This is a genomic window from Mesorhizobium sp. M0862 (assembly GCF_040319795.1).
Lineage (GTDB): Bacteria > Pseudomonadota > Alphaproteobacteria > Rhizobiales > Rhizobiaceae > Mesorhizobium.
In genome coordinates, this window is the sequence record NZ_JAMYOJ010000013.1 from 88518 (window position 1) to 113713 (window position 25196).

The 25196-nt window shown below is 61.5% G+C and carries 28 protein-coding genes; 18 read left to right on the forward strand and 10 right to left on the reverse strand.

The window, feature by feature from the left end; all coding sequences use genetic code 11:
- The first annotated feature begins 30 nt into the window (after positions 1–30).
- From NKI15_RS20310 to NKI15_RS20365, 12 genes are all read left to right on the forward strand, one after another.
- On the forward strand, positions 31–531 hold the full coding sequence (locus NKI15_RS20310) for a hypothetical protein (RefSeq protein WP_023696147.1): 501 nt from the start codon (positions 31–33) through the stop codon (positions 529–531).
- A gap of 96 nt (positions 532–627) precedes the next feature.
- Entirely contained in the window at positions 628–984 is a 357-nt protein-coding gene (locus NKI15_RS20315; protein WP_023696148.1) for a hypothetical protein, read from the forward strand.
- A gap of 227 nt (positions 985–1211) precedes the next feature.
- Entirely contained in the window at positions 1212–2132 is a 921-nt protein-coding gene (locus NKI15_RS20320; protein WP_023696149.1) for a DMT family transporter, read from the forward strand.
- A gap of 7 nt (positions 2133–2139) precedes the next feature.
- Positions 2140–2769 (forward strand): molybdenum cofactor guanylyltransferase MobA, encoded by a 630-nt coding sequence (gene mobA, locus NKI15_RS20325; protein WP_023702271.1) that lies wholly within the window; start codon positions 2140–2142, stop codon positions 2767–2769.
- The gene (gene mobB / locus NKI15_RS20330; protein WP_023682492.1) at positions 2766–3269 is read left to right on the forward strand and encodes a molybdopterin-guanine dinucleotide biosynthesis protein B; all 504 of its coding nucleotides are present in this window, start codon (positions 2766–2768) and stop codon (positions 3267–3269) included. The genes mobA and mobB overlap by 4 nt, the downstream gene beginning before the upstream one ends.
- Positions 3270–3588: 319 nt before the next feature.
- A complete protein-coding gene (locus NKI15_RS20335) occupies positions 3589–4374 on the forward strand; it encodes an ABC transporter substrate-binding protein (RefSeq protein WP_023682491.1) in 786 nt (261 codons plus the stop codon).
- Positions 4375–4449: 75 nt separating this feature from the next.
- Complete coding sequence (locus tag NKI15_RS20340) at positions 4450–5166, forward strand: ABC transporter permease (RefSeq protein ID WP_023669007.1); 717 nt, start codon at positions 4450–4452, stop codon at positions 5164–5166.
- Positions 5163–5993, forward strand: coding sequence for an ABC transporter permease (locus NKI15_RS20345; RefSeq protein ID WP_023734703.1), 831 nt, complete (start codon positions 5163–5165; stop codon positions 5991–5993). The genes NKI15_RS20340 and NKI15_RS20345 overlap by 4 nt, the downstream gene beginning before the upstream one ends.
- Before the next feature lie 103 nt (positions 5994–6096).
- Positions 6097–6966 (forward strand): NAD(P)-dependent oxidoreductase, encoded by an 870-nt coding sequence (locus tag NKI15_RS20350; RefSeq protein WP_023726595.1) that lies wholly within the window; start codon positions 6097–6099, stop codon positions 6964–6966.
- 9 nt (positions 6967–6975) lie between these two features.
- Complete coding sequence (locus tag NKI15_RS20355; protein WP_023710489.1) at positions 6976–7680, forward strand: DNA alkylation repair protein; 705 nt, start codon at positions 6976–6978, stop codon at positions 7678–7680.
- A complete protein-coding gene (locus NKI15_RS20360) occupies positions 7640–8224 on the forward strand; it encodes a GNAT family N-acetyltransferase (RefSeq protein WP_023669011.1) in 585 nt (194 codons plus the stop codon). Before NKI15_RS20355 ends, NKI15_RS20360 begins: the two co-directional genes overlap by 41 nt.
- A 46-nt stretch (positions 8225–8270) precedes the next feature.
- Positions 8271–8840: a DUF3299 domain-containing protein gene (locus NKI15_RS20365; RefSeq protein WP_023669012.1), complete on the forward strand. Its 570-nt coding sequence runs from the start codon at positions 8271–8273 to the stop codon at positions 8838–8840.
- A gap of 48 nt (positions 8841–8888) precedes the next feature.
- Here the strand turns inward: NKI15_RS20365 and NKI15_RS20370 are convergent, their stop codons facing one another.
- The 4 genes from NKI15_RS20370 to NKI15_RS20385 all read right to left on the reverse strand — a co-directional run bounded on the left by NKI15_RS20370 (position 8889) and on the right by NKI15_RS20385 (position 11415).
- Positions 8889–9380 carry an Lrp/AsnC family transcriptional regulator gene (locus NKI15_RS20370; RefSeq protein ID WP_023669013.1) on the reverse strand — a complete coding sequence of 164 codons (492 nt, stop codon included), beginning with the start codon at positions 9378–9380 and terminating at the stop codon, positions 8889–8891.
- Positions 9381–9523: 143 nt separating this feature from the next.
- Positions 9524–10141, reverse strand: coding sequence for a uracil-DNA glycosylase family protein (locus tag NKI15_RS20375; protein WP_023669014.1), 618 nt, complete (start codon positions 10139–10141; stop codon positions 9524–9526).
- Entirely contained in the window at positions 10141–10752 is a 612-nt protein-coding gene (locus NKI15_RS20380; protein WP_352515116.1) for a glutathione S-transferase, read from the reverse strand. The genes NKI15_RS20375 and NKI15_RS20380 overlap by 1 nt, the downstream gene beginning before the upstream one ends.
- 39 nt (positions 10753–10791) lie before the next feature.
- Positions 10792–11415: a thermonuclease family protein gene (locus NKI15_RS20385; RefSeq protein ID WP_023726596.1), complete on the reverse strand. Its 624-nt coding sequence runs from the start codon at positions 11413–11415 to the stop codon at positions 10792–10794.
- A gap of 75 nt (positions 11416–11490) precedes the next feature.
- Here NKI15_RS20385 and NKI15_RS20390 point away from each other — a divergent pair, with 75 nt between their 5' ends.
- Positions 11491–13014: a sensor histidine kinase gene (locus NKI15_RS20390; RefSeq protein WP_352515117.1), complete on the forward strand. Its 1524-nt coding sequence runs from the start codon at positions 11491–11493 to the stop codon at positions 13012–13014.
- Positions 13015–13023: 9 nt separating this feature from the next.
- Here the strand turns inward: NKI15_RS20390 and NKI15_RS20395 are convergent, their stop codons facing one another.
- Positions 13024–14022 carry a nicotinate-nucleotide--dimethylbenzimidazole phosphoribosyltransferase gene (locus tag NKI15_RS20395; RefSeq protein WP_352886818.1) on the reverse strand — a complete coding sequence of 333 codons (999 nt, stop codon included), beginning with the start codon at positions 14020–14022 and terminating at the stop codon, positions 13024–13026.
- Between the two features lie 187 nt (positions 14023–14209).
- Here NKI15_RS20395 and NKI15_RS20400 point away from each other — a divergent pair, with 187 nt between their 5' ends.
- Positions 14210–14443 carry a DUF1289 domain-containing protein gene (locus NKI15_RS20400; RefSeq protein ID WP_031245492.1) on the forward strand — a complete coding sequence of 78 codons (234 nt, stop codon included), beginning with the start codon at positions 14210–14212 and terminating at the stop codon, positions 14441–14443.
- Positions 14444–14456: 13 nt separating this feature from the next.
- Positions 14457–15161: a TIGR02281 family clan AA aspartic protease gene (locus tag NKI15_RS20405; RefSeq protein WP_023726599.1), complete on the forward strand. Its 705-nt coding sequence runs from the start codon at positions 14457–14459 to the stop codon at positions 15159–15161.
- 5 nt (positions 15162–15166) lie between these two features.
- Here NKI15_RS20405 and dusA read toward each other — a convergent pair whose 3' ends face one another.
- Together dusA and NKI15_RS20415 are read right to left on the reverse strand one after the other, a co-directional pair.
- On the reverse strand, positions 15167–16162 hold the full coding sequence (gene dusA / locus NKI15_RS20410) for a tRNA dihydrouridine(20/20a) synthase DusA (RefSeq protein ID WP_023750714.1): 996 nt from the start codon (positions 16160–16162) through the stop codon (positions 15167–15169).
- 175 nt (positions 16163–16337) lie between these two features.
- The gene (locus tag NKI15_RS20415; protein ID WP_245271250.1) at positions 16338–16553 is read right to left on the reverse strand and encodes a hypothetical protein; all 216 of its coding nucleotides are present in this window, start codon (positions 16551–16553) and stop codon (positions 16338–16340) included.
- Between the two features lie 84 nt (positions 16554–16637).
- Between NKI15_RS20415 and NKI15_RS20420 the strand changes: the two genes are divergently transcribed.
- Both NKI15_RS20420 and NKI15_RS20425 read left to right on the forward strand, forming a co-directional pair.
- Positions 16638–17336: a site-specific integrase gene (locus NKI15_RS20420; RefSeq protein ID WP_245271251.1), complete on the forward strand. Its 699-nt coding sequence runs from the start codon at positions 16638–16640 to the stop codon at positions 17334–17336.
- Positions 17337–17521: 185 nt separating this feature from the next.
- Positions 17522–18202: a CapA family protein gene (locus NKI15_RS20425; protein ID WP_352515119.1), complete on the forward strand. Its 681-nt coding sequence runs from the start codon at positions 17522–17524 to the stop codon at positions 18200–18202.
- A 770-nt stretch (positions 18203–18972) separates the two neighbouring features.
- Here the strand turns inward: NKI15_RS20425 and NKI15_RS20430 are convergent.
- Entirely contained in the window at positions 18973–19767 is a 795-nt protein-coding gene (locus NKI15_RS20430; protein WP_023706855.1) for a DUF8605 domain-containing protein, read from the reverse strand.
- A 54-nt stretch (positions 19768–19821) separates the two neighbouring features.
- On the opposite strand from NKI15_RS20430, the gene NKI15_RS20435 reads away from it, so the two are divergent.
- Entirely contained in the window at positions 19822–20460 is a 639-nt protein-coding gene (locus NKI15_RS20435) for a CGNR zinc finger domain-containing protein (RefSeq protein ID WP_245271255.1), read from the forward strand.
- A 709-nt stretch (positions 20461–21169) separates the two neighbouring features.
- On the opposite strand, the gene NKI15_RS20440 is transcribed toward NKI15_RS20435, so the two are convergent.
- Together NKI15_RS20440 and NKI15_RS20445 are read right to left on the reverse strand one after the other, a co-directional pair.
- Complete coding sequence (locus NKI15_RS20440) at positions 21170–21430, reverse strand: DUF4242 domain-containing protein (protein WP_023706858.1); 261 nt, start codon at positions 21428–21430, stop codon at positions 21170–21172.
- 49 nt (positions 21431–21479) lie between these two features.
- Entirely contained in the window at positions 21480–25034 is a 3555-nt protein-coding gene (locus tag NKI15_RS20445; RefSeq protein WP_352515121.1) for an AAA family ATPase, read from the reverse strand.
- Positions 25035–25196 lie beyond the last annotated feature (162 nt).

Below are 25196 nucleotides of genomic sequence, written 5' to 3' on the forward strand. Positions count from 1 at the left end.
ATGCTTCCGTTGGAAGCGAGGGGGATTTCCATGCAGCGTGTTTGCCAAACCGGGCTGTCAGCGCTGGTCGTGGCCCTATCATTGGCGACCACAGTGGCGCTCGCAAAGCCGTTCACCTACATCAATGCGCGCTATGGCACGGTGTGCACGTTCCCGAGCCAGATTTTCAGCAAGCCGATGGCTGAGTCCCTCAATGGCGACGGTCGAAAATGGCTTAGCCCCGATGGTGCGAGCTTGTCCTGTTACGGCGGATACAAGCTGACGGAAGATACGCCCGACAGTCTGGTTGAAAAGGAAAAAGCCGACCCTGACTCTGGGGAAAAGGTCACTTACAGCAAAACCGGTAAGAACTGGGCAGTGGTCTCAGGCACCAAAGGCGACAAGATCTTCTATACCCGAATCGTCTTCGAAAAAGAGGATGCAATCCATACAGTCTGGATCGAATATCCCGCCTCGCTCAAGGCCAAGTACGACCCACTGGTCGGCGCTATCGGCGACAGCCTGCATGGGGCTGAGCAACACTGGGAATAAATCGCTCTCGACGCTGCAAACCCGATTTACCGCCATCGCGTTCCGCCCTAAATTTCGGCCTATAGCGGCTCGTCGCTCGGTTTGGGGGAATACGACATGCGCACATTCTTACTTTCTCTTGCAATGCTTGGGTTTGCCGTCGCGCCGGCAGCAGCACAGTCCATCGGTGGCAGCTACACCGTTGCGGGCACCAATTTCGACGGCTCGAAATATGGCGGCGAAGCCACCATCACACTGACCAGCGAGACCACCTGCACCATCCATTGGGAGACGGGCGGATCATCGTCGGACGGCATCTGCATGCGCAACGACGATGCCTTCTCCGCCGGCTATGTCATGGGCAAGGAAATCGGTCTCGTCGTCTACAAGGTAGAAGATGACGGCTCGCTGCACGGCCTGTGGACCATCGCCGGTAAGAACGGCAGCGGCACCGAGGTGCTGACGCCGAAATGAGCCTGCCGGTCATCGGCCAGCCCTCTCAGGGATTTCTATGGGTCACGGGTGAAAATCCGTGGCCTATTTCTTTGACGTTGCTGTCTTGCCGCCGGCTGCTACAGGCTTGAGCGGTTCACCGTTTCGCCGAAACGTCGAACCGCTTTATTCTTTGTTTTCACGCAATTCCGGACGGAAAACCGTTTCACACTTTTCCTGGAATTGCTCTTGCAAAACCGGTAACGCCCTTGCCTCTTTCCCCAAACATTCGCGGCGCGCTGTGCATGATGGTGGCCATGATCGGCTTCACCCTCAACGACGCCATCACCAAGTTCTCGTCGGAATCGATGAACATGGCGCAGGTGATGCTGGTGCGCGGCGCCTTTGCGTCGCTGCTCGTCGGCCTGCTCGCCTGGCAGCAAGGCGCGCTCGCGCGACCGAGGTCGATGCTGCAGCCGCTGGTGGCGCTTCGCGTGGTCGCCGAGGCCGGCGCCACCGTCGCCTTCCTTGTGGCATTAGCGCATCTGCCGATCGCCAATGTCTCGGCGGTGCTGCAGGCGCTGCCGCTGGCGGTGACGATGGGGGCGGCACTCGTATTCAACGAAGCGGTCGGCTGGCGGCGCTGGCTGGCGATCGCGGTCGGCTTCGGCGGCGTGCTGATCATCGTGCGGCCAGGCTTCGAAGGCTTCAGCGTCTATTCGCTGTACGCACTCGTCAGCGTCGCCTGTTGCGCAGTACGTGACCTCGCCACCAAGCGCATCCCGAGCGCTATCCCGACCTTGCTGGTGTCGACGGCAACGGCAATCGCCATGACCATCGTTGGCGCCGTGCTCCTGTCGCCGATGGGCGGCTGGACGCCGATGTCCGGCAAAGGCACGGCACTTTTGGCATTGGCGGCGGTGCTGGTGCTGATCGGCTACCAGTTCATCATCATGGCAATGCGGGCCGGCGACATCTCCTTCATTGCGCCATTCCGCTACACCGCCCTCTTTTGGTCGATGCTGCTTGGCCTCATCATCTTCGGCGATGTCCCCGACCTGCCGATGATCGTTGGCTCCGCAATCATCATCGGCTCCGGCCTCTACGCGCTCTATCGCGAGCGGGTCGTCGGCCGGCAGAAGCCGGCGGCCGAAAGCGCTGGACCCGACATGGCGCCGGACGGCATATAGGTTGGCCATGAGCCAAGACATTGCAGGAATTATCCTGGCCGGAGGCCTGTCACGGCGCATGGGCGGCGGCGACAAGACTTTGCTGGCGCTTGGCGGGCGTCCGCTTCTCGACCATGTCGTTGCCCGCCTGGCGCCGCAGGTCGGATCGCTGGCGCTCAGCGCCAATGGTGACCCGGCGCGCTTCGCCGCGGCCGGTCTTCCGGTTCTCGCCGATGCGGTCGAAGGCTATGCCGGACCGCTTGCCGGAATCCTCACCGGCCTCGAATGGGCGGCAGCGAACACCGCTTGCACGGCATTGGCGACGGCCGCCGGCGACACGCCGTTTCTGCCGGTGGATCTGGTCGAGAGGCTGGCTGCGGCTGTTGACGAGCGACCAGGCTCCATCGCTGTTGCCAGTTCCGGCGGCAGGCGGCATCCGACCTTTGCGCTGTGGCCGCTCGGGCTGCGTGAGGCCTTGCGCCATTTCCTGATCGAGGACAACAGGCGCGTCTCCGCCTTCATCGAGCGGCACGACTGTGTCAAAGTGGCATTTCCGTTGCTGACCCACGGCAGTGACGAGATCGACCCGTTCTTCAACATCAACACACCGCCCGACCTTGCGGTGGCCGAGCGTCTGTTGCAGAGCATCGGCCCATGAACATCTTCGGCATCACCGGCTGGAAGAATTCCGGCAAGACCACACTGACCGAGAAGCTGGTCACAGAGCTCGTCCGGCGCGGCTGGACAGTGTCGACGGTCAAACACGCCCATCATGAGTTCGACATCGACAAGCCTGGCGCCGACAGCTTTCGTCACCGCCAGGCGGGCGCCACCGAAGTCGCGGTGGTGTCGGGCAAACGCTGGGCGCTGATGCATGAATTGCGCGGTGAGGACGAGCCGACGCTGGAGACGGTCCTGTCGCGGTTGGCCCCGTGCGACATCGTGCTGGTCGAAGGCTACAAGCGCGAGGCGCACAAAAAGATCGAGACCCGGCGGCGGGAGGCCAAGGACCGCTCGCCGCTGTCGGCGAACGACGGACATATCGTGGCGATTGCCGCCGACTTCGCGGTTACCGGCGAAAGCCTGCCTGTGTTCGATCTCGACGACACGGAAGGGATAGCCGACTTCATCGAGCGCATGACCGGCCTCAAACCTTGAGGCCCCTGCCCTCGCCCGGGTCAGCCGCCCTCTTCAGCCGTTGCATTGTCTAAGCGCGTCGCGCCTGAACGGCCTCATGCGACGCGCTTCAGGTTGTTTTATTTATGCATGTCGTCGTCCCAAAACCGCTGCGCACTTTTGGGCGACATGCATTAACCCGGCGTCGGCATTGGCTGGACCCGCAAATCCCGCAAGCAACGGTTTTACAGTTGCTTTTCTCCCGAAAACAGTGGGAGTATCGCGCCAGCGGGCGGTCAAAAGCACCGCCCCACAGAGCCGTTCCGGAACGACGGCCGGGAGCCATAAAGAGAGGACTATCATGCGTATTGCACTGCGTATCGCGCTCGCCGCATCGGCTGCGCTGCTGACGCTCGGCGTCGCCCAGGCTCAGGAAACGACCCTGAGAATCGGCACCGAAGGCGCGTACCCCCCATTCAACAACCTGACCTCCGACGGCCAGCTCGTGGGCTTCGACATCGACATCGCCAAGGCGCTCTGCGACGAGATGAAGGTCAAGTGCACCTTCGTCGCCCAGGATTGGGACGGCATCATTCCGGCCCTGCAGGCCGGCAAGTTCGACGCCATCGTCGCCTCGATGTCGATCACGCCGGAGCGCGCCGAGAAGGTCGACTTCACCCACAAATACTACAACACGCCGTCGGCGATCGCGGTACCCAAGGATTCGACCCTCAAGGGCGTGACCAAGGAAGACCTGGCCGGCAAGACCATCGGCGTCGCAACCACCACGACGCATTTCAATTATGCCTCGAAAACCTATACGGACAGCACGGTCAAGGGCTATCCGAGCAGCCCCGAAGAGCAGGCCGATCTCGCCAATGGCCGTCTCGACGCGATCGAGGACGATATCGTCGTGTTGCAACAGTTCCTGGATTCGCCTGATGGCGCCTGCTGCAAGATTCTCGGCCAGCCTTCGCCGCAGCCGGTCGATATCTTTGGACCGGGCGCCGGCATCGCCGTGCGCAAGGGCGAGACGGATCTGGTCAACAAGTTGAACAGCGCCATCGACGCAATCCGCGCCAACGGAAAGTACAAGGCAATCAACGACAAGTACTTCAAGTTCGACGTCTTCGGCGCCGAGTCCTGATCGTCTGAAACAAGGCGGCAGGGGAAGTTTCCTGCTGCCGCCTTGGCCTGACAGAAGTGGAGACAAGACCCGTCAATGCCAAGCCAGAACATATGGATACTTCTCACTTGGGGACCCGATGGCTGGATTGACGATATTGCCTATGGCGCACTGGTCACGATTGCGCTCGCGCTGGCGACACTGCCGATCGGCCTGACGATCGGCTTTTTCGTCGCCTGGGCAAAACAATCCGAAGAGCCGTCGCTTCGCGTGGCTGCCAACATCTACACCACGGTGTTTCGCGGACTGCCGGAACTGGTGACGCTTTTCCTGTTCTTCTTCGGCATGCCGATCCTCTTGCAGTATGTCATCCGTCTGTTCAGGCCGGAAGCGACGGTCGATGTCGACAGCTTCCTCGCCGGCATGATCGTGCTGTCGCTGATCTTTTCGTCGTATTCCAGCGAAGTCTTCCTGTCGGCCTTTCGCGCCATTCCGAAGGGCCAGTACGAGGGCGGCTATGCGATCGGGCTGTCGAAATGGCAGACGATGCGCAAGGTGATCCTGCCGCAGCTGCTGCGCATCGCCTTCCCCGGCCTTGAGAATTGCTGGCTGAGCCTGCTCAAGGACACGGCCCTGGTGTCGGTCGTCAACCTGGCTGAAACCTTGCGCAACGCCGGCGTGGCGGCCCGTGTCACCAAACATTCCTTCCTGTTCTACAGTGTCGCGGCGATGGTGTTTCTCATCCTTGCCATCCTGTCGTCGATCGCCACCGGCTTCATCCTGCGTTCGCTCGGGCGGAGGGAGGCACGATGAGCGTCGTGACGCGCGCCGCCGTCGACATCGAGAAGCCACCACCACGGGCGCGGGGCTGGCCGCGGGCCCGTGTCGTCGGCTATGCACTGGTCGGCTTCTGGATCCTGTTCGGCATCGGCATCGCCGTCTATCTGGTTTACGCCTGGAATGGCGAGTTCTTCGCCAGATACGCGCCGGCCTATCTGCAGGGCTTGGGAACCACGCTTGCGCTGGTGGCCATCTCGATGGTGCTCGGCGCGCTTTTTTCGCTGCCCGTCACCTATGCCCGCATGTCGAAGAACCGCTATCTGTCCGTCCTGGCCTATTGCTACGTCTACTTCTTCCGCGGCACGCCGCTGCTGGTCCAGGTCTATCTCGTCTATTACGGCCTGGGCTCGTTCCGGGTGCAGCTCGAATCCGTCGGACTGTGGTGGTTCTTCCGCGACGCCTTCAATTGCGGTGTGTTCGCCTTCGCGCTCAACACCGCCGCCTACCAGGCCGAGATCCTGCGCGGCGCCATAGAAAGTGTTCCGAGGGGCCAATGGGAGGGCGCTGCTTCGCTCGGCCTGCACAAATTGCAGACGCTGCGCAAGGTCATCCTGCCGCAGGCGTTTATCGTCGCGCTCCGGCCCTACGGCAATGAACTCGTCCTGATGATCAAGGCCTCCGCCATCGTTGCCATCATCACAGTCTATGATTTGATGGGCAACGCGAAGCTGGCCTACGCCAAGTCCTTCGACTTCCAGGCCTATGTCTGGGTCGCCATCGTCTATCTGGTGATGGTCGAGATCCTGCGCCACGGCGTCGAATGGATCGAGCGACGGATCACCATTCATCTGATCCGCTGAGCGTTCGGCTGTACCAGTCGATCGGCTCATGCGCGTCTTGACGAATGGCGCGTAGAGCCTAGAGCTGTCCAAGACAATTCCGTTCCGTCTGAAGGGCAAACCCATGGCATCTGTGGCATTTCTCGGTCTTGGCGTGATGGGCTATCCCATGGCCGGGCACCTCAGGAACAAAGGCGGCCACGACGTCACCGTCTACAACCGCACCGCGGCGAAGGCGGAACAATGGGTGGCCCAGCATGGCGGCAAGCTTGCTTTGACGCCGGCGGACGCCGCAGAGGGCCAGGATTTCGTCTTCTCCTGCGTCGGCAATGACGACGATCTGCGCTCGGTGACGACCGGGGCCGATGGCGCCTTCGCCGCGATGAAAAAAGGCTCCGTCTTCATCGACAACACCACCGCTTCGGCCGAAGTGGCGCGCGAACTGGCCGACGCCGCTGAAAAGGCCGGCTTTTCCTTCCTCGACGCGCCGGTTTCCGGCGGGCAGGCGGGCGCCGAGAACGGCGTGCTGACGGTGATGGTCGGCGGCGAGCAGGCTGCCTTCGACAAGGCCAGGCCGGTCATCGACGCCTTTGCCCGGATGGTCGGGCTGATGGGGCCGTCGGGCGCCGGCCAGCTCACCAAGATGATCAATCAGATCACCATTGCCGGGCTGGTGCAGGGACTGGCCGAAGGCATCCACTTCGGCAAGAGGGCCGGGCTCGACATCGAGAAGGTCATCGAAGTCATCTCCAAGGGCGCTGCCGGGTCCTGGCAGATGGAGAACCGCCACAAGACGATGAATGCCGGTAAATATGATTTCGGCTTTGCCGTGGACTGGATGCGCAAGGATCTCGGCATCTGCCTCGATGAAGCCGACCGCAATGGCGCGAGACTGCCGGTGACCGCCCTTGTCGACCAGTTCTACAAGGATGTGCAGGCGATGGGCGGCAAGCGCTGGGACACCTCGTCCTTGCTGGCGCGCCTGGAAAAATAAGCGTTCGCAATGGCCGAGCTTTCGCCCCAATCGAGCGCCGATGAGATCGTCGCCCATTTGCGCTCGATCGGCTCGGAGGACAATCGCCGCGGCATGTTGCGCTACGGTATCAAGACCGAGCGCGCGCTCGGCATCTCGCATGGCATGCAGCGGCAGATCGCCAAAAAGATCAAGCGCAACCACGAGCGAGCTTTCGAACTTTGGCAGACCGGCATCATGGAGGCGCAGTTCATCGCTTCCGTCACGGCCGACCCGAAGCGCTTCTCAGCCGCGGATGCACGACAATGGGCCGCGTCCTTCGATTCCTGGGATATCGTCGACGGCGTCTCCGATCTCTTCGTCGACACGGACGCCTGGAAGGAGCTGATTGAAGAGTTCGCGGCGGACGAGCGCGAGTTCGTTCGACGCACGGCCTTTGCCATGATGGCGTGGTCCGTCGTGCACCGGAAGCAGGAGCCGGTGGCGACTTTCCTCGGCTTCCTGCCGATCATCGAAGCGCATGCCGCCGACAGCCGCAATTTCGTGAAGAAGGCGGCAAACTGGGCGCTTCGTTCGATCGGCAAGCGATCGTTGGAGATGCACGGCGCTGCCCTTGCCGTGGCCGAACGACTGGCCCAGTCGGCCGACAAGACGGCGCGCTGGATTGGCAAGGACGCCGTACGGGAACTCACCAATGCCAAGATCGTCGAGCGGATCGCCGCCAGAAAAGGCTGACCTAGCCAACGTCCGGTTCACCGAGGTGACGCGGCAGACGCGCGCCGATTTCGAAGGCCTCTTCGAAGCGCAAGGCGGTCCGAAGTATTGCTGGTGCATGGCCTGGCGGCCCCTGCCCGGCCGCCGCGAGCATGTCCAGCACGCCGAGTTGAAACGGGCCATGATGGCGCTTGTCGAGGCCGGTACGCCGGTGGGAATCTTGGCCCAGATTGACGGCAAGACCGTCGGCTGGTGCTCGGTCGCGCCGCGCCAGACCTATCGGAAGCTGACGTCGCAACAGGACGATGACGAGACCGGCATCTGGTCGATCGTCTGCTTCTATGTGCCAAGGGCGCTGCGCGGCGGCGGGCTGGCGGCAGCGCTGCTTGACGCTGCCATAGATCACGCCTTTGCCAAGGGCGCCGGCGTGATCGAGGCCTACCCGGTCGACGAGGCATCGCCGAGCTACCGTTTCATGGGGTTTCGCGGCGTGTTCATCGCTCGCGGGTTCCATGAGGTCGGCATGGCCGGCTCTCGCAGACATGTGATGCGGCTCGAGCGTTGACGCGATCGGCCGCGGCGTCTTTACTCCTGCACAAAGGAAGCGGCCGATGAGCAGTCCTCTCAAATCGACCTTGGCGCTTGCAGCCGCGTTGTTGGTGTTCACCGCTACCAACGCCTCAGGCCAAACCGCGCACATCTTCTGGAAAGATCTGCGTCCTGCGACGCAGGCGGTGGCCGAAGATGCCGGCCTGCCGATGATTGCGGCAAAACTGCCCGATCGTGGCGAGACATTGTCGCTCAACCTGCAGGACAAGATGGTACAATTAGCCGGCTATGCATTGCCGGTCGACCGCGATGGCGACCTCGTCTACCAGTTCCTGCTGGTGCCGTGGACAGGCGCTTGCAGCCACATGCCGACGCCGCCGCCCAACCAGATCGTGCTGGTGACGCCGGCCCGTCCCTACAAGATGTCGCAGGCCTATGAGTCGGTTGCCGTGACCGGCGCCTTGCGGCCCGGCTTGGAGAAGAGCCAGTTGTTCATTCTCGACGGCGTCAGCATCATCCAGTCCGGCTACACCGTACGCAAAGCCGATGTGGTGGCAGTCGACACGGTGCCGGACACGATCACGCTGCCGGTCAACTCGCCCTGGAGTTTCCTCAACAAAAAGAAAAACTAAGCGCCGCCGGCTTGTGCAGCGTCACCGCCCAGTCACGGACAACCGCGCTCAGGCCGCGTTGGCGCCGGATTCCTTGTCCAGCAGCATGTAGTCGAGCGGCATTTCGGTCGTGTACTTGATCTGCTCCATGGCGAAGGACGACGACACGTCGCGGATCTCGATCTTGGCGATCAGCCGCTTGTAGAAGGCGTCATAGGCGGCGATATCGGGCACCACGACGCGCAAGAGATAATCGACGTCGCCGCTCATGCGGTAGAATTCGACCACCTCGGGAAATTCCTGGATGACTTCCGAGAAACGCCGCAGCCATTCATGGCTGTGCGAATTGGTGCGGATCGACACGAAGACGGTGACGCGCACATTGACCTTTTCGTGGTCGAGAATGGCGACGCGCCGCTTGATGACTCCCTCTTCCTCCAGCTTCTGGATGCGGCGCCAGCACGGCGTCGTCGACAGGCCGACTTTCTTGGCGACATCGGCAACCGCGAGCGTCGCGTCCTCCTGCAGGAGGCGGAGAATTTTTCTGTCGAGGCGATCCATTGAGGTGCTCCTGGTGCAGGCCGCGTTCCCTCGGGCGCGACGCGCTTTGGGAATAGATTGGCTATACTCCCTCTTATTTCGACCTTTCACAAGAAAGAAATTCTGCCGGATGGCACAAAAGCGAGTGATATCTTGCTTAAAGTCTAATCTATGCGATAGCGGATTTCCGATCTCAGAAACGGCAGCAAATCCATTTCAAACCATGGATTCTGCTTCCGCCATCCTGAGTTGCGCCATGACGGGTGTGGCAGCGGCAGCACTTTCAGGCTGGCCGGCGCATCCCAGATGGTGCGCCAGTCCTTCACGGTTTCGGTCAGCGACGGCCGGCGCGTGGCGCCCATATGCCAGGATTGCGCGTAGGAGCCGATTGTCAAAACGAGGTCGATCTGCGGCATCAGCGCCATCAGCGGCGCGCGCCAGGCCAGCGCGCATTCTCGGCGCGGCGGCAGGTCGCCGCCCTTGGCGTCCTGGCCGGGGAAGCAGAACCCCATTGGCACGATGGCGAATTTATCCGTGTCGTAGAATTCCTCGCTTGTCACGCCCAGCCAGCTTCGCAAGCGGTCGCCGGACGCGTCGGTGAACGGCATGCCCGACAAATGCACCTTTGTGCCTGGCGCCTGGCCGGCGAGCAGGATGCGGGCACTGGATGATGGCAGCAGCACCGGGCGCGGCTCGTGCGGCAGTGGCCTGCCGACCGGAGTGTCGACGCAGATGCGGCAGGCGCGGACCTTTGCCGTCAAGCGTTCGAGTTCCGCCTCCATCAGGCGGAAGCGCTCGGACGGCTCGAGACGGCGCTGTACCAGCGCAGCACGTTGGTGCACTCGTCCGGCACTTTGATGCGCGCCGGTTTCATGAAATCCATGGCGATCATGCCGGTGATATCGGCGATCGAATAGGCGTCGCCGGCGGCGAATTCGCGGTTTGCCAGTTCGGGGTCGAGCAGTTTCAGGAATTCGACCGCTTTCGCCTTGTTGGCCTCGCCCCATTGGGGGATCTGCGGAATTTCCCATTCCTTCATCGCCGGATGGATGTGGCGAAAAGCCTGGGCGACGCAGCTGAGCAGATTGAACTCCATGCGCCTTTGCCACATCTCGACCTTGGCCCTGCCGAGCGCGCCTTGCCCGAACAGCGCCGGTTCGGGATGCAGTTCCTCGAAATAGCGGCAGATGGCGACGGATTCGGTGAGGATGGTACCGTCGTCGAGCTCGAGCACCGGCAGCCGCTGCAGCGGGTTGCGCGACCTGACCGGCTCCTGCTTGTGCCCCATCGCACCCATGTCGACCGGCACCAGCGGCACTGCGATGCCCTTTTCGGCGAGGAAAACCCGCACGCGCCGCGGATTGGGGGCGCGGCCGCCGTCGAACAGTTTCATGCTTATCCTCCCGATCTGGTCCTTCAACTATAGTGCTCGTCACCAGAAGCGAAACATCTCTCGCAAGGCGTCACCGACCGAAGCCAGGGTGCCGTGCTTTCTTTCGAGCGGGCCGCCGTGGTGGCTTTCGCGCCAGTCTTGCGGCTCATCGAACGTGCCGGCCCAGATGCCAACCTTGCCGGCGCGGGCAATGGCCTGCTCGGTGTCGAAATCGCCATAGGCAATGGCCCAGCCGGCCTCAACCTGGGCCCGGTTGAGATCCTTGCCGCCGGCCTTGCAATCGCCGAGCAGGCGGCCGTAGCGGTCGCGCTGCCAGCCGCTGCAGGTCACCGGATTTCCTGATATCAGCCGCACCAGCGCCTGGCGCGCCAGCCTGCCGCAGGCGTAGTCTGCGCCATCCCTACGGCAGATCTGCTGGTATTCCGGAGCGTCGATGCCGCGCATGCGGATACGTTCGGTGCCAAGAGTGAGTGAATCGCCATCGTTGACGATCGCCACCCCTTCCGCCTTGCGCGTCTCGAAACGGTCGAGGCGTGCGGCGAGCAGGATCAGCAGGCCGAGCAGAATGACCGTCAGCGCGTAATCCAGCAGCTTGCGCCACAGGCTTCGCGGCGGCGGCGGATAGTATCGCCGGCGCGGCCTTGGCGACCACGAACGGCTCATATGGCAAACAGTCTCTTAATCATTCGAACGTAGCTTAACGAATTGAGATCGCTGCGCGCATAAATCGAAGTTTCCATGCCTCTGCTACGCTCGAACACAGCGGATAAATTCATTGTGGACCGCCGGAAACCGCACCGCAACAGCGATGTGGCGCGCGCGGTGCGCAAGACGCGCGACCGTCTTTCGCAGCAGGTCGGCAATCTCGACTTCGACCGTGAACTGCTGAAGCTGCATGCCGGGACCATGGTGGGCGGCGCAGCCGTCATCCCACTGCTGGTGTTGGCGGTCGCGGCGGCCGGGCTGCTGGCCGGTGTGGACAAACAGATCAGCGTCTGGGCGCTGTTCACCCTGATCTGCTATTCGATCGTCGCCTTCATGGCGCGCCGCGTCGAGCGCACCGAAGCCGCCGAGCTCAATCCTGTTCACACCCGCAGGGATTTCCTGATCGGACATTCGCTGTGCGGCCTCGGCTGGGCGTGGTTCGCATGGCTCGGCTGCGCCACCTGCCAGATCGACCAGTTCCAGGCCGCCAAGGCGGTGGTGCTGCTGCTGGCCATGGCGGCGACCGCTATCATGGCGTCGTCCTTGCGCGGCTCTCTGCTTGCCACCTTCGTCGTTCCGGTGGCGGTCTATGCCTATGCTGAAACGAAATTTTGGGTGCCGGTCGGGACGATCATGGTCGCCCTGCTGGTCGCGGCATTGCCGTTCTTTGCCTATATCGCGCGCCATCTCAACCGCTCGTCGCTGATACTTCTGTCCTTCCGCTCCGAAAAGGACGCGCTGCTCGCCGAGGTGGAGACAGCGAAATCAATGTCGGACGAAGCTCGTCGGCGGGCCGAAGACGCCAATCTGGCGAAGTCGCGCTTCCTTGCTTCTATGAGCCATGAGCTGAGGACACCCCTCAACGCCATTCTCGGGTTTTCCGAGGTGATGGCCAATGAGGTGCTCGGGCCGATGAGCAACCCCACCTATCGCGACTACGCCCGCGACGTGCACGATTCCGGCCAGCATCTGCTCGACCTGATCAATGAAATCCTTGATCTGTCGCGCATCGAGGCCGGCCGCTATCAGCTCAACGAAGAGCCGGTGATGCTGCTCAACATCGCCGAAGATTGCTGCCACATGATGGAATTGAAGGCGCGCAACAAGGACATCCGCATCGTCCAGGATTTCGAAAGTGCCCTGCCGCGGCTGTTCGCCGACGAGCGCGCGGTGCGGCAGATCACGCTCAACCTCCTGTCCAACGCCATCAAATTCACCGCCACCGGCGGCGAAATTCGCGTGCGCGTCGGCTGGACGGCGGGCGGCGGCCAGTACATTTCGGTCAAGGACAATGGGCCGGGCATACCGGAAGACGAAATCCCGATCGTGCTGTCCGCCTTCGGCCAGGGCTCGATCGCCATCAAGAGCGCCGAACAGGGCACCGGGCTCGGACTGCCGATTGTGCAGGGCCTGCTCGCCATGCATGGCGGCGAATTCGAACTTCAGTCGAAATTGCGCGAAGGCACCGAGGCAATCGCCATCTTCCCGCTCGCCCGAGTGATGGAGGAACTGCCGGCGCTGCCAACCAAGACCGTGGCGGCGGCCCGCCGACGTTGACAGCTTGTTCTAGGCTTTGACCGCCGCCGCCATGCCCGAACTGGTAAGCGCCGCCGCCTTGACCAGACCGGCGGCAAGGGCGGCCCCTACCCCTTCGCCGTGGCTGATGCCGAGATCGAACAGCGGCCTGAGGCCGAGCCGCTCGGCGGCAAGCCTTTGGCCGGGTTCGGGCGACTGGCTGGCCAGCAGGCAATGGTCGAGCGCACCCGGGTTGGCGGCATGCAGCACGGCAGCGGCAGCGGTCGCGGCGAAGCCGTCGAGCAGCACCGGGATTTTTTGCATCCGGGCGGCGAGGATGGCGCCGGCAATGGCCGCAAACTCGCGGCCACCGACCCGGCGCAGTGCTTCCAACGGGTCCTTCAGAGCCGCACCATGGAAGGCGACGGCTGCATCGACTACATCAGCCTTGCGCGCCTGCATGGCCGCGTCGGCACCGGAGCCGGGGCCGACCCAGTCGGCGCCGCTGCCACCGAACAGGGCGGCGCACAAAGCCGCCGCAACGGTGGAGTTGCCGACGCCGAGATCGCCGAGGCAAATCAGATCGGAGCCACCGGCAATGGCTTCCATGCCGAAGGCCATGGTGGCGGCGCAGCCGCGTTCGTCGAGGGCGGCGTCCTCGGTGATGTCGGCGGTCGCAATGTGCAGCGCCAGATCGAACACCTTGAGGCCAAGATTGTTGGCGACGCAAATCTGGTTGATTGCCGCACCGCCGGCGGCGCACAGCTCAACGGCGTTTGCGGTCGCAGCGACAGGGCGCGGCGAGATGCCGTGGCGGGTCACGCCATGGTTACCGGCGAAGATCGCCACTAGGGGCCGGTTCACCGCCGGCGGGGCGCGCCCGCTCCAGACAGCAAGCCAGGCGGCGATGTCCTCGATACGTCCAAGCGAGGCTTTCGGCTTGTCGGCCTTGGAAAACAGGGTGGGCCCCCGGTTTTCCGCGACTGTATCGGCAGGCGGCAGGCTCGCCAGCAGATTGCGAAAGTCGTCGAAGGGCAGCGCGCTGGTCATGTCGGTCCTGATCATTCCCTGTGGTTGATCAGCGGCATAACCGCCTTGCCCGGCCGGCACAACTCCCCTCGACATTGGCGCGAAAGCGGTTGCCCGCGCCGCATTCCGAAGGGCTTGCATTGGCTTTGCCGTTGCACCATGTGGAGATGGAACGAGGGATTCCGGACGGAACCTTCAAGAGAAAGTCATGACGGCCATCGAATCCCCGTGCATCCTGGTCTGTTCGATCGACATGAAAACCGGCTTCTGCTTCGGCTGCGGCCGCACGCGCGATGAAATCGGCGCCTGGATTGGGATGACGCCGGAGGTACGCCGCAGCGTCATGGCCGAGTTGCCGGCCCGATTGGAAACGGTCGAGCGCCGGCCGCGCCGGGAAACACGCCGCAGCCGCATGGCGCGCGAGCGCGACGTCCTCTCTTGAAACGGCAGGTCCAATGAACCGACTGTTCTGGATCGTGATGGCGGCAATCGGCCTCGGGCTGGTGCTGCTGATGATCAACAACGACGCCGGCAGCACGTTCGGCATCGAGAATTACGATTTCAGCCGTCTGGTCTGGCTGGGGGCGATCGGCTTGCTGGTCAGCGCCGGCCTTGTCCGGTCCGGCAGGCCGCTCGGCGTCATGGCCCGCAATCTCGGCACGTGGGCCCTGATCGTGCTGGCGCTCGTCGCCGGCTACCAGTACCGCTACGAGTTGCAGGATTTCGCCAGCCGGGTGACGGCGGGCCTCGTTCCCGGCAGCCCGCTGGCGCTCGGCGTCGAGGACGGCCATGCCACCGTGACCCTGGACAAGGCCGACAGCGGCCATTTCGAGGCCCGCATCACGATCAACGGCGCGCCGATCCGCACCGTCGTCGATACCGGCGCGACCAGTACAGTGCTCACCGCCGAAGACGCGCAGGCGGCCGGCTTCAATCCGGCCGCGCTGAGCTTCACCGTCCCGGTCTCGACCGCCAATGGCATGGCACGCGCCGCTTCGGTGCGCACCGACGAACTGGCGATCGGCGGCATCGTGCGCAAGAACATGCAGGTGATGGTCGCCGCGCCCGGCGCGCTCAGCCAGAGCCTGCTCGGCATGAACTTCATCGGTTCCCTGTCGGGTTTCGACGTGCGCGGCGACCGGATGATTCTGCGCGACTGAACTGCTTAAGCGGCCTTTTCAACACGGTCGAAATCGACGGCAGCGAACGCTGCCTTCAGCACATCCGGTCCGGCGCCGGGTTTCGTCGCGTCGGTGGACAGTATCTGCCGGAAGCGGCGCGCGCCCGGCAGGCCGTGGAACAGCCCGACCATGTGGCGGGTGACGTGGCCGAGCCGCCCGCCCTGCTCGATATGCCGCGCGGCGTAGTCGGCCATCGTGTCGATCAGCGCGGCAAAATCGTAAGCGCCGGCCTTGTCGCCGTAGAATGCCGCGTCGACGCCGGCCAGGATGCCTGGCGTGTGGTAGGCGGCGCGGCCAAGCATGGCGCCATCGACATGATCGAGGTGGCGAGCCGCCTCTTCGAGCGATTGAACGCCTCCATTGATGCCGATGAATTTGTTCGATCTTCCAGCCTTGAGGCGATAGACCCTGTCATAGTCGAGCGGCGGGATGTCGCGATTTTCCTTCGGGCTCAGACCCTCCAGCCAAGCCTTGCGCGCATGCACCCACAGCGCGTCGGCGCCGGCCGCGAAGACGCCGTCGGCCAGCGCGTCGAGCGCGGGCTCCGGATCCTGCTCGTCGACGCCGATGCGGCATTTGACCGTCACCGGGATTTTCACCGCCGCCTTCATCGCCGCCACACAATCGGCGACGAGGTCAGGCACTTTCATCAGGCAGGCGCCGAACGTGCCGGATTGGACCCGGTCGGACGGACAGCCGACATTGAGATTGATTTCGTCGTAACCGAACGCCTCGCCGATGCGCGCCGCCTCGGCCAGCTTTTGCGCATCGGAGCCGCCGAGTTGCAGTGCCACCGGATGTTCGGTCTCGTCAAAACCAAGCAGCCGCTCGCGCGCACCATGGATGACGGCGTCCGCCACCACCATTTCGGTGTAGAGCAGCGCACGCCGCGTCAGCTGGCGGTGGAAGAACCGGCAATGCCGGTCGGTCCAATCCATCATCGGCGCAACGGCCAGTCTATGCTCTTGATTTTTCAGCATCTGTTTAACATCAGAACCTTAGAACCTACCGAGTGCACACGAATTTACGCCAGAATACGACCCGTTTTTGCCACGTTTCGATCTCTCAGTGCACACGGAGCGCACACGAAGAAATGGCCACCTACACAAAGCTCTCGTCCGGTTCCTGGCGTGTCCAAGTCCGTCGCAAAGGTCGCTACGTCAGCGAGACCTTCCTGCGCCGAGACGACGCCCGGCGTTGGGCCACCGAAACCGAGCGCCAGGTCGATCGAGGTGAGACGCCGACCAGTCCCGCATAGCGCGCCTCAAAACCTTCGGCGAACTGATAGACCTTCATATCGACGACATGTGCGATGTAGGCAAGTCCCCTCGCCGCTCCAAGGCCGCGGCCCTCGATATGCTCCAACGGCATTTGGGGAAGTGCAACCTAGCAGCGCTCGATCGCGAACGGCTCATTCGTTTTGGTCGTGACCGCGCCGCCCAAGGTGCCGGACCGATGACTCTCGGTATCGACATCGGCTTTATAAAACTTGTTCTTACTCACGCCGCTGCGGTCCACGGCCTGCCCGTCAAGGTCGAACCGGTTGATTTCGCGCGTGTCGCCCTCACGAGGCTCGGTCTCGTTGGCAAAGGCCTACAGCGAGATAGACGACCGACACAGGATGAACTCGACAAGCTCATCGCTCACTTCGAGGCAAACGCTCGCCAGATTGCACCGATTAGCCAGATCATTCGGTTCGCTATCGCAACCGCGATGCGCCAGGAAGATATCTGCAAGGCGCGTTGGTCCGATTTGGAATCCCGCACGCGGATGCTCCTTGTCCGCGACAGGAAGGACCCTCGAAACAAGAACGGTAACAACCAGCGCATACCGCTGTTTGCAGCCACTGGCTATGATGCGTGGGCCATTGTTGAAGAGCGGCTGAGAAAGCGTAGCAATGACGACGATCGAATTTTCCCGTTCAACCATCGGTCAGTTGGAACTGCGTTCCGTCGAGGATGTGCTGACTTGGGAATCCACGATCTTCATTTTCATGACTTGCGGCACGAAGGGACAAGCCGCCTTTTCGAGGCCGGATCCACGATCGAACAGGTTGCGCTGGTAACTGGGCACAAGGACTGGAAAATGTTGAAGCGCTACACCCATCTGAAGCCGGAGGCTCTCCACGCGCTGTTGGCAGCGCGCGCCGCATAGATGTGAGTATCAAAAGGTTTCGGCGCCGGCGGTATCCTCTCGACGCTGGAGGAGGTGGAAGGGCGCGGTGTCCTGCATGCCGGCATCGGGGCCGACGAGACTGACGCGAGGAAACCTGGGGCCGCCGGCTGGGCGCGCGCGACCTCGCGCTTCTTGCGATGGATGCAGGTCTCGGCCCGACCAACATGTATGCCGAAGACCGCACGGCCTTCCGGCCGGCTCGGCCCGGCGTCAATCGTCTGAACACCGTCCGCAAGATAGGGGTGCCGGACGGACATTTCAGCAGACTGGCAAGGCTGAGCGCTCAATTGCAAAGCTCCCCCTTCGAACTGGCCAACTATGCGCAACCGGAGGACCCTGTTGAGGCGTCGGCCGGCACGGAGATCAATTTCTACGGAACCGTCTTCGCGCAGGCCGCCGATTTCGGCCGTCTGATAGAAGTCGACCAGCGGAGCGCGGCCATACACCTGTCCGACATCCGGCACGCGGCTGCACAGGGCGATTTCGTCATTGCCTATCTGCACCACCATCATTGGGAGCCAGGTTGGCAGGACGTACCGCGCTGGGTGCAGAGCTTTGCCCGTATGTGCATCGACGCCGGCGCGAACCTTTTCGTCAGCCACGGCGCGCCGGTGCTGCAGGCCGTGGAAATCTACAATGGCGCGCCGATCTTCTACGGCCTTGGAAATTTCCTATTTCACGTCCACCCCGCGCCGCGCTTCCCGTTACGGCGATGGGTACCAATCTGGCCGTTGCTGATCCGGGAGACTGTGCCTCCGCGCCGATCACGACCGGCAGGAGGTCTATGGCTGCCAGGTTTCCGCCCGCATCATAGCGGCACGCGGCGAAACGAAGCACGTCATTGAAAGGCCGAAATGGGGCCGGAACCGGCCGGTCGCTATCGGGGCGAGCTCGGCGGATAGCTGCCATTCGGCAGACGACCTCTGAGTGGACGTTGATGCGAGTTGCATGCATACAGATGCCCGGGGCCCTGAGGAGGGATTCTCAGACAGCGCTGTCTGTACGGAGAGCTTCATGAGCGTCTATCGGCCTGACATCGCGCCAAACAGGCAGGGTGGGGTGTTCATCAATAAAAGTGCGGCGAGGAACCCAAGCTCCAGAATATCCGCGCCACAAATTGTAGGCAGCGCTTATAGCGGCGATATTGCCGACGAGCGGACGCATTTCTACAGCTGCCCTACCAGCAATTCACCCTTCAGAACGGTGATGTCGAGTTGGCAGAGGGGGTGATAACGCGATGTCTTCCTGCTGCTGGAGCAGGCTCCCCTTTTCGGCCAGTCGCTTGCGCAAGTGCGGATAGTCGGGCAGCAGTCGTAAAACCCAGGCTGAGAACGGGGCATAGTTTTGTACTGAGTTGAATGGGCATTCCGCCAACCCTACGTTGGGCGCCCGTTTTTTCGGCTCCTGCGCGGCGCGCCACGGGCCGGCGGGCTTCTAAAGTGGCAGCATTTCTTACCTCAACAGCGCCCAGGACCAATACGCAACAATTCAGAGGTGGTCCCAACACAGCTGACGACCCACCCGGTCCTGACTCGCTGACCCGTGTCACCGCACGCGGGCACAGTTGAACCCTGAGTTGGGGGCATCTTCAGCCCCGGGAATAGTGGTGAGTGAGCTATCTTGTCGGTCGCATGCGTTTGGCGGCACCTCCGATTGCGTTGCGGAAGGCAGCATCGAAATTTACGCCTGCGATCTCCCACTTTGTACCTTCTGGTCCAAGTGGCAGGCGCCAAACCGCATGCCAGCCCGGCTCGTTGGTTTTCCAATGGAGGTGCCCGACCAAGATCACGTCAGCCCCCAATCTGGATTTCAGTCTGGCCAGGCGCTCATGAGGTATTGCATCGACGTTTTCCTGCGCGACCGCCGACAGATCGGCTTCTTTTGCGAAAATGATCGGTATGGCGAATAGCGCCGAAGCATCTTCAAAGCTTGCGCGCAGGTCCGATCCGTGGACGCCATCGGCGGCGAGTACATAGCTACGCGCCATATCGGTAACCTCGATGACAAGCGCCAGCTTCGGGCGCGGCCCCAACCACGGTCTCTCACCCAGCAGCGCCATCGCATGGTCCATTCGCGTCCGGTCGAACTGGAAGGTGAGATCGAAAGGGCGATCGCGTGTGCCCTGCTCGTCGTGAATTGGCCTGCCGAACATGCGGTCATGGTAGGTGTAGGACCAAACCATGGCAGGTGCCCCGGTCGCCAGCGAAGCGAAGGTCAGATTGTGCACGACGTCGGGATTTCCGGTCAGCTTTTGCGCTGCCAGTGCGAAACCCTCAGGGATGGCAGGGACGCGCGTTTCCTCGCGATCTCCGGTGACGATCACGCTTGAGCGATAAAGGACATCGTCGTTTGCCTGGCCAGTGACTGCAAACGCAAACCAGGACAAGACCGTCAACAGAGGCTTCTTCATTTAACCCGCCCTGCCCTCTTGAGTAACTGTTTAGGAGGTTACATATTGACAGCGATGGAATCAACAGAATTTCTACGGACCTACGTCTCGCCGCGCGGGCCTATGCGCATGCTGGGTGGTGCGCCCGCACTTGATCTTGCCAACACATTGCACTGGCGCCAGGGAGCAGAGATCGATTGCATAACGAGCTATCAGGATCTGTTGGCCTTTTGCATTCCGGCCCTGTTGTTGTCGGAAACTGAAAGGCGGGTCCTCGACCGTCATGCCGTAAATCGCCCACGGGTCGCTCGCGAGGTACATCTCGAGGTGCTAAAACTGCGCGCCGCCCTCAAATCGTGGCTCGGTGTCTGTGCAAAAAACCTCGGCCGTGGTGTCGCCTCGAAACGCGTTGCCCTGCGCAGCTTTCACAAAGCGATAGGGCACGCTGGCGGCTCGGCGGGCCTTGGCGACATCTTGAACCTCCAATCCACGTCGACAAACGAAGGGCTATACCTGCCGCTGCGCCGGTCAGCAGCAGCCGCTGCCATCCTGGTGCTCTTTCCATCAGGAAACGACATCCGGCAATGTGAGGCTGACAATTGCGGTGGCTTTTTCATCGACGACAGCCGCTCCAAACCGAGGCGCTGGTGCTCGATGGACAGTTGCGGCAACCGCGCCAAGGCCGCCCGCTACCGCCTGGCACATCGGAAGTAGCGCGGTCGAAGCGCAGAATGAAAAGGCCAGTAGCCAGTCCGCGCAACGCCATCGGACATTCAGGGGGACTGTGTCGCTAGTCGCGATGGTACAGATTGTTGGAGGTGGGTCCGACTGTCTCTATCGGTCGAGGCATGTCCGCCGTGGCGGGGGCACGCAGCAAGCGTTGCGTGACCTGGAGATATTGAACTGATGTGATCGATTTGTTCGTCCGAAAGAAGCGATCAAATCGGCGCACTCGTCCCTTTGACTCGCCCCGGCCGGGTTGAGGCAGGCAGATAGCGAAATCAACGGCGCTGACGGTAAGTCGCCTTAGGTTTGCTGTGACCGGTTGCTAATGATTCGCCGGACTATGCACGAGATATTTCAGTGACAATCATCCGTCTTTGGATAGCGGCGACGTGCCGAGGGTCAGGTGTAGTCGGGCTGTAGTGCGTAGGAATCGGGGGAAGATGTCCGCTTGCAGGCGATGGCGAAGCTGATTCAAATGGCAGACTTTGGGCGCATAGCCGCCCGGCAGCCTTGGGGCCGGAAAATGACCGAGTGGTTGTTTTAGGTCAACGGTCTAAGAAGCGGACATTCGGCTGAGATGCCACCTAGGGCATATTCCTTCCGGTCAATCGGCCGGGAAGCGGATGCTTAGGTGCATTACCAAAGCGGCCTCCGGCTTTTTGGCGTACTCGCGACGGTTTTGCCGGTCAGGATTGTGCTACGAGAACATATTCGGACCGATCTCTCCACCAATTTCAATGATGGCATCTGCGGGGATGTTGTTCCTTCGTGCCGCAACCCGAATAGCCTCCGGGTTAGGCGCCTCGTAAAGGCAATAGCTCTTTTTCTTGTCGGCGCTGAGGAACGAGAAAATCCACTGCACGCCTTCCTGGTCATTGATCAAATTGACACTCTCAACGCCCTCCTTTGTGAGGTTGAGCTGTTCCGCGAACTCCCTTTCGATTACGTAGCGTGGCATAAGCATGCTCCTTCTCAACGTGGTGATGCAGTGAGGCATGAGAGCCTACCTAGTGAACCGTTGTCTCCAGCCTCTTCTGCAAACGGACCATACCCAGTTCAGCCGCGGTCACCGAGGCTTGCTCCGAAAGTGACATTGCCCTCTCAATCGCTTTCTTGCTACCTTTTTTCATAAGCAAGTTCGCATATTCAGCCTGGGAATGCGCCAGCCAAGGTCGTGATTCGCTGGCTGCGTTCATATCCATCGCATGCTCGAAGTGCTCGGCGGCCTTCCCAAAATCGCCCAGCGATGCCGACAACATTCCCAGATAGCGACTTGCCGCTCCAAAGCAGACCGTTGCGACTCCTGCCGTGATCGTCATATCCTTGTAGGCGAGCATAAGGTTGTAGATTGTCCGAGCCGCCTCCGTGTCGCCCAGACTAACAGCAACCTCAGCCACGAATGAGAGGGATGCGCTTCGCTTTCCATCCAGCGGCATTGCGAAATTAGCACTCGCTAGTTCACTCAACCTGCGTTGCGCTGCGTCCCGGTATCCCAAATCGGCCGCAACCAGCGCAAACCCTGGCAACCATGTGGTCTCATCCGGATTTTCATCGATAAGATTCTTCATCACCGGAGCCACCTCCGACAGGCGATTCTGTTCGCGTCGGATCGTGAACATCTGCATGCCATAGACGCCCTCGACTTCCGCGCCATGCGTCTGTCTGCCCAGACCCAACGCTTCTCCAGCCAGCTTCTCGGCGGTGGTGAACCTTCCATCGAGGATGGCCATCATTGCCCTTGCGTTCCACGCAAGCCATAGAATGTTGAGCCGTTGTCGCAACGTTCCCAACTCTTCCAGCCCGTCCACGGCTTGATCGGCGCGCGCGCGGTCGCCAAGCTCAGTCGAGACGTAGACGTCAAGCGCGAGAGCGCGGCCGCGCAGGTCATCGTCGTTGATGCCGGCCGCGAGGCGCTTTATCTCATCTACCCGCGCCATCAGTTGAGTTGCCTCTGCCGCGGACTTCACGGTCCGGGGCGTTAAGAAAGGCAGGACAGAAAGTTCAAAAAGCGAAGCTTGGTCGCCTAGTTGCCGAGCCAATTCAACCCCTTCTGCGTGACATTTGGCGCTGTTCTTACTGTCGCTAAGGTAAAAGTATGCACGCGTGAGGCGGCTGAGGAGTTGGCTCCGCGACCTCTGATCCTCGGGATCGAGCATACCCATTGCTTCAGTGAGCAGCTGAAGCGATTCGTCTAGCAGCTTCGAAGACAGGAACTGGGCGCCGTCAAAACCAAGAGCAGAACGAACGAAGGCCTTCGTGTCATGGGTCTCGCGAGCCAAGTGCGCGGTCAGCTTGTATTTTGCAACTGAGTCCGACAAGCGACCTGCGGCACTCAGTGCCTCCCCGAGCTTTAGGGTCGCCTCGAGCACTTCCTTTTGCCGAGCCGGTCCTCCCGGCAGGTGCTCCGCGATGGCGACAGCGTTCTGAAAGTGATCAACCGCCTCATAGTTGGCTGATTGCCCTAGCGCCCGTTCGCCGGCCTTCATCCAGTATGGCAGCGCGAGCGCACCTTGCTGTGCCTTGACATAATGCTGGGCAATGAGCTCGGGTTGGGTCACGATGAGATCCGGATATGCGTCGATGAGCGCATTAGCGATGGCTTCATGATATTGACGGCGCCTTTTGCTGAGCAGCGATTGGTATGCCGTATCCTGAATGAGCGCATGTCGGAATACCAGCGCGTCTCGCACCACACCGCCGACGACAACGAGCTGGGTAGACATGAGCTCATTGAGCGCTTCGCCGAGAGTTGGGTCATCGAGACCGGCAACCTTGGAAAGTAAGCCGCGGTCAAATTCCCGGCCTATGACAGAGGCGATTTGCGCCACCTCCTTGGCTGCCGCTGTCAAACGGTCAAGTCGAGCCATGAGAGATCCCTGCAGACTGTCGGGAATCTCAACATTGAGAGACGCCGCCTTTCCGCTTTCCAGAATCGAACGTGTCAATTCTTCCACAAACAGCGGCACACCGTCAGTTCGCTCCACGATCCTGTCGGCAAGCTGATCCGGAACGTCTGCGAGCATCGAGTCGATCAGCTCGCGCATCTGTTGCTTCGTCAGCCGACCAATGGCCAGCGTCGTCACGTGGACCAGCCCCGTGGGCCAGGTCGGCGTCCATTCGGGCCGGTGTGATACGACCACAAGGACGGCCGCGCCATGCATGCGACGGACAACCTCTGTGAGAAATTCATTGGTCGACGGATCGATCCAGTGAGCATCCTCAACAACAAACAAAACGGGCGCCATCTTTGCCGCGAGCAGCACCCGGTTCGCCAGTGTGCGGACGATCAGTTCTTTGCGCTGTTGGGCGGAGAGATCGGGCGGCGTGAATTCACTGGCCAGATCCAGCGAGAGCAGCTCGGCATATGTGGAGCCGACTTCTGAGGGATCTTCGCCGTAACGCTGAACAATTGCGCGCAGCTTGTCTGCTCGCATCAGAGGTTCGTCGGCGGCTGAAAGACCTGCCAGCCGGCTCAGGCGCTGAATGATGGGATAAAAGGCCGAGGTGGAGTGATAGGGCGAACATTGCAGTCGTATTAACTCGGGCTGGTTCTCATGCAACCGTTCCTCAAGCGCGTCGACGAGACGCGATTTCCCGATTCCCGCCTCTCCCGATACAAAGACTGCTTGGCCTTGTCCGTTTTTAGCCAATTCCCAGCGATCCAGCAGCATTCCAATTTCACTGCTGCGGCCAACGAATTTTGAGAGTGCACTAGTTTGCGCGGCATCGAAACGGCTTTCCACTTCTCGTTCCCCGTGGACCGCAAACAGCGCAATAGGCAGTCGAAAGCCTTTCAATTCCTGCGCGCCGAGGCTCTCGATCTCGAAGGATTGCCCCGCGAGCCGCCGCGTGGCGTCTGCCACCACGATCTGGCCAGGCGCAGCAGCAGCTTGCAGGCGAGCCGCGAGATTCGGAGTATCTCCTGCGATTGAGGCCCGCTCGTTTGCACTGCTGCCGGCGATATCACCGACGACCACGTGACCCGATGCAATGCCGATCCGCGCCTTCAATTGCTCGCCGCTGGGGGACTGAAAGGCCTCGACTGCAGCGAGGGCCTCAAGGCCTGCACGAATCGCACGCTCGGCATGGTCCTCGTAAGCCATGGGCCATCCAAAATATGCAAGCACGCCGTCGCCTAGATATTTCGCGACGTAGCCTCCAAAGCGCGTGATCGCGCCTGCAACACTGTCCTGATAGCGTCGCGTAAGCTCGTGCATGTCTTCGGGGTCGAGTTGGGCAGATATCGCAGTCGACCCGACCAAGTCACAAAAGAGCACACTAAGCAGCCGTCGGTCTGCAGTCGGTTCTTGAGCGAGGTCGCTGGCCTGAAGTTCCGAACCCGCAGGAGAAGGTGAAGGGACCAGGGACCCGGCGAGATTTGGCTGAGCAAGTCCGGCGACAGCAGCCATGATAATTTTGCGATGCCCAAGTGAGACACCAAGCTCCTGGAGGTCGCGTTCAGTGACATGAGGGAGCGCTCGCAGGTCCACGTCGTTTTGGACGAACGCCTCCAGGTATTTGCCGAGGCCGAGCTGGCTCAGCCAGTGTTCGATCGTCTGCATCGCGTTTTTGCCGATGTCACCATGCTAAACTAGCGCGAAGTTAGCCATAGCACCATGCCGCACTGAGGGTCAGCTTAGTTGCGATGAGGCCTCATTTCAGGATTCCCTTGGACCAAGGGCTCATTTTCGGGCAAAGTAGGCGTTGTTCTTAAGTGATGGCTG